The organism is Paenibacillus sp. EKM10P, from assembly GCF_011800655.1.
Taxonomy (GTDB): Bacteria; Bacillota; Bacilli; order Paenibacillales; family Paenibacillaceae; genus Paenibacillus; species Paenibacillus polymyxa.
Genome location: NZ_JAALET010000032.1, coordinates 1 through 2,730, shown reverse-complemented (window position 1 = coordinate 2,730; position 2,730 = coordinate 1). Strand labels below are relative to the sequence as shown.

The following is a 2,730-nucleotide window of genomic DNA, read 5'->3' as shown; positions in this document are numbered from 1 at the left end:
CGCTCGTTCAGCTCGCGGTAGGTCAGCTGCCGCTCGTTCATGACGGCGGCCACGTTGTCCGGGTAAAGCTCCGCCTGTTCTTCGAACAAGCCGTAAATCGTTTTCCCCCGCTCGAACCCGGTTTCGGTGTCATTAAATCGCTTCAGCAGCGTCTCCCTCTCGTCTGGGGACAGCACATCGGCTTGTCCAAGCTCCAGATCCGGCTGAAATAAAAGTACGGACAGCAGCCGAACAAGATGGTCGGCCGCCTGTTCTACAAATGCCCGCTCGTACCGCTGCCCGTCAAAGCTTATTTCCAGCTCGATGGAGTGGTTTTGGCGGTCGAAGCGAAAAACCGTATCGGCCGCCACACGGTTACCCAGCGGTTCCGGATGAATCGGGGCGAAGGATGCGACGGTGTTGACGACCGGGAGACCGTCCCCCGTATAGTCCAGATGGAGCGGCTCCACCATTTTCCGAAAAGGCAGGTGCTGATGCTCCAGCGCCTCGCCGATGGAGGCTTTGATGCCCCCGAGCAGCGTTCTCAGCGTAGTCTCGCGGCTTACGGACGTCTTGATCACCAAGATGTCATGCGGCGGCGGAGTCCCGTCGGGGTCTGCGCTATAAGAAGGCATGCCGACCAGCACTTGGTCCCGCCTGGTATATTTGAACAGCAGGCTTTTTACTCCTGCCAAAACAATCATGTACAAAGCCAAATCCGAACCGTTGGCAAGGCAAATGATTCTCTCCGAGATTTCGCTCGGCAGAGTACGGTGAAGCAAACCCGGCTCGGCCGCAGCTTCCCCGTCGGCCGATAATTTGGAGGATTGACTGTAGGGAAGGAAGCTCAGGCTGTCATCGGCGTCAAACTTGCCGCTCCAGTACCGTTCTTCCTTTTCAAACAAAGATTTCATTCGTACCTCCCCTAAAAATGAAGTGACCGCATGCTCCGGCGCAGGTCCGAAAAAGCTTGCTTTCGGCCTGCGCGTTTACGGGCTTGGACGTTGTTCGCCGTCTTCCTTGGGATGCGCGCCGCTTTCGTTTGACGGCGGAGGCGCGCTTGTAGGATTAGAACGCGAATTCGATCGTATCGACGGCACTCTTTGCGCCTGCCGCCGGTTTATGGCATTCAATCCGGCTTAGCTCGAGTTGTGGATTTTCCGCAATTTGAGACAGTACCCGCAGGTAATCCTCGGTCAAGGTGCGGATCATCGCTTCTTTGAACAGCTTGGTGGCGTAGAAGAAGCCCCCGCTCAGCGCCCCGTTGTTTTCATACATAAACAGTGTCAGATCGAACTTCGCTTCTTCTAAATGGTCAAGCTCGTAAGTCTTCAGGCTGACCCCTTCCAGCTCGGCGTCTCGTTCTTCGATATTTTGCAAGTCGAAAACGGCATCGAACAGCGGGAAGCGGCCCGGCTCCCGCTTCACATTCAAACGCTCCACGAGCTCCTCGAATGGATAGTCCTGGTTCTCGAAAGCACCCAAAGCCGTTTCCTTCACTTCTTCCAGGTAGGACAAGAACGTCTTGTCGCCCGAAGGACGATTGCGGATCGCCAGCGTATTGACAAACATCCCGATGACCGATTCCAAATCGGCGTTCGTTCTTCCCGCCACCGGGGTGCCCACGATCAAGTCCTCCTGCCCGCTGTACTTGGACAGCAGCACGGTATAAGCCGCAAGCAGCACCATGAACAGTGTGCTTTCACGCTCGGCCGCCAATTCGCGTAGCCGCGCAGAGAGAGAAGCTTCGACGTTGAACTCCAGATGCGCGCCTTCGTAGCTGCGAGCCGTGGACCGTTCGTAGTCGATCGGCAGGTCCGCCGTCGGCAGCTCGCCTTCGAAGGTTTGCAGCCAGTACGCTTCCTGCCGCCCGATCCGCTCTCGGTGGGCCTTCGACTGCTGCCAAACGGCATAATCCTTGTATTGAATGCGCAGTGGCGGCAGTTCTTCCCCGGCGTAGAAACTTGAGAACTCATCGATCACAATCGCCATCGATACGCCGTCAGACACCATATGGTGCATGTCGAAAAGGAGAATATGCAGGTTCGGCTCCAGCTCGATGACCCCGGCGCGCAGCAGCGGCGGCTTGCCGAGATCAAACGGTCGAATGAAGCTGCGGACGATCTGCTCGATTTGAGCCGCATCCTCTTTATCCGCTTGATGATGCTCGATAGCAAAACCGACCTGCGGGTAAATCCGCTGAACCACTTCGCCCTTCACGATTTCAAAACCGGTGCGCAGCGATTCATGCCGTGTTATCAATTTCCGCAAGGCGGCTTCCAACCGGTCTAAATCAAACTCGCCTTCCACCTGCACCAGCTCCGGCATGTTGTAAAGCTGATCCGCTCCATCCAGCGTGTGCTGAATGAACAGCCGTTTCTGCGCGGAGGACAGAGGGTAGTACTCTCTCTCCTCCGCTTGAGGAATGGCCTCATGCTCCCGCCGTTCCATCCGGGCGATCGCCTCAGCCATCGCCGCAATCGTCGAGTGACGGAATACGTCGCGCAGCGGCAGGTTGACGTTTAATTCCTTAAATACCTTGCCCGCCAGCGTCGTCGCCCGCAGGGAGTGGCCGCCGATGTCGAAGAAGTTGTCGTGAACGCCAATCTCCTTCGCAAGCCCCAGCACCTCTTGCCAAATCGCCGCCAGCTTCGTTTCCAGCTCATTGCGCGGTGCGACGTACTCCGTTCCGCTTCCCGCTTCCCCTTCCGGCGCCGGCAGCGCCTTCCGGTCAATCTTTCCGTTCGGCGT

At 57.2% G+C, this 2,730-nt stretch carries 2 protein-coding genes; both read right to left on the bottom strand.

Going from position 1 to position 2,730, the window contains the following annotated elements; genetic code table 11:
• Window positions 1-893, bottom strand: an 893-nt coding sequence (locus tag HFE01_RS26225; protein ID WP_243208279.1) for a condensation domain-containing protein, incomplete at its 3' end; no start/stop codon positions are given.
• Window positions 894-1,047: 154 nt separating this feature from the next.
• A partial coding sequence (locus HFE01_RS26220; RefSeq protein ID WP_243208276.1) for a condensation domain-containing protein occupies window positions 1,048-2,730 on the bottom strand: 1,683 nt, incomplete at its 5' end.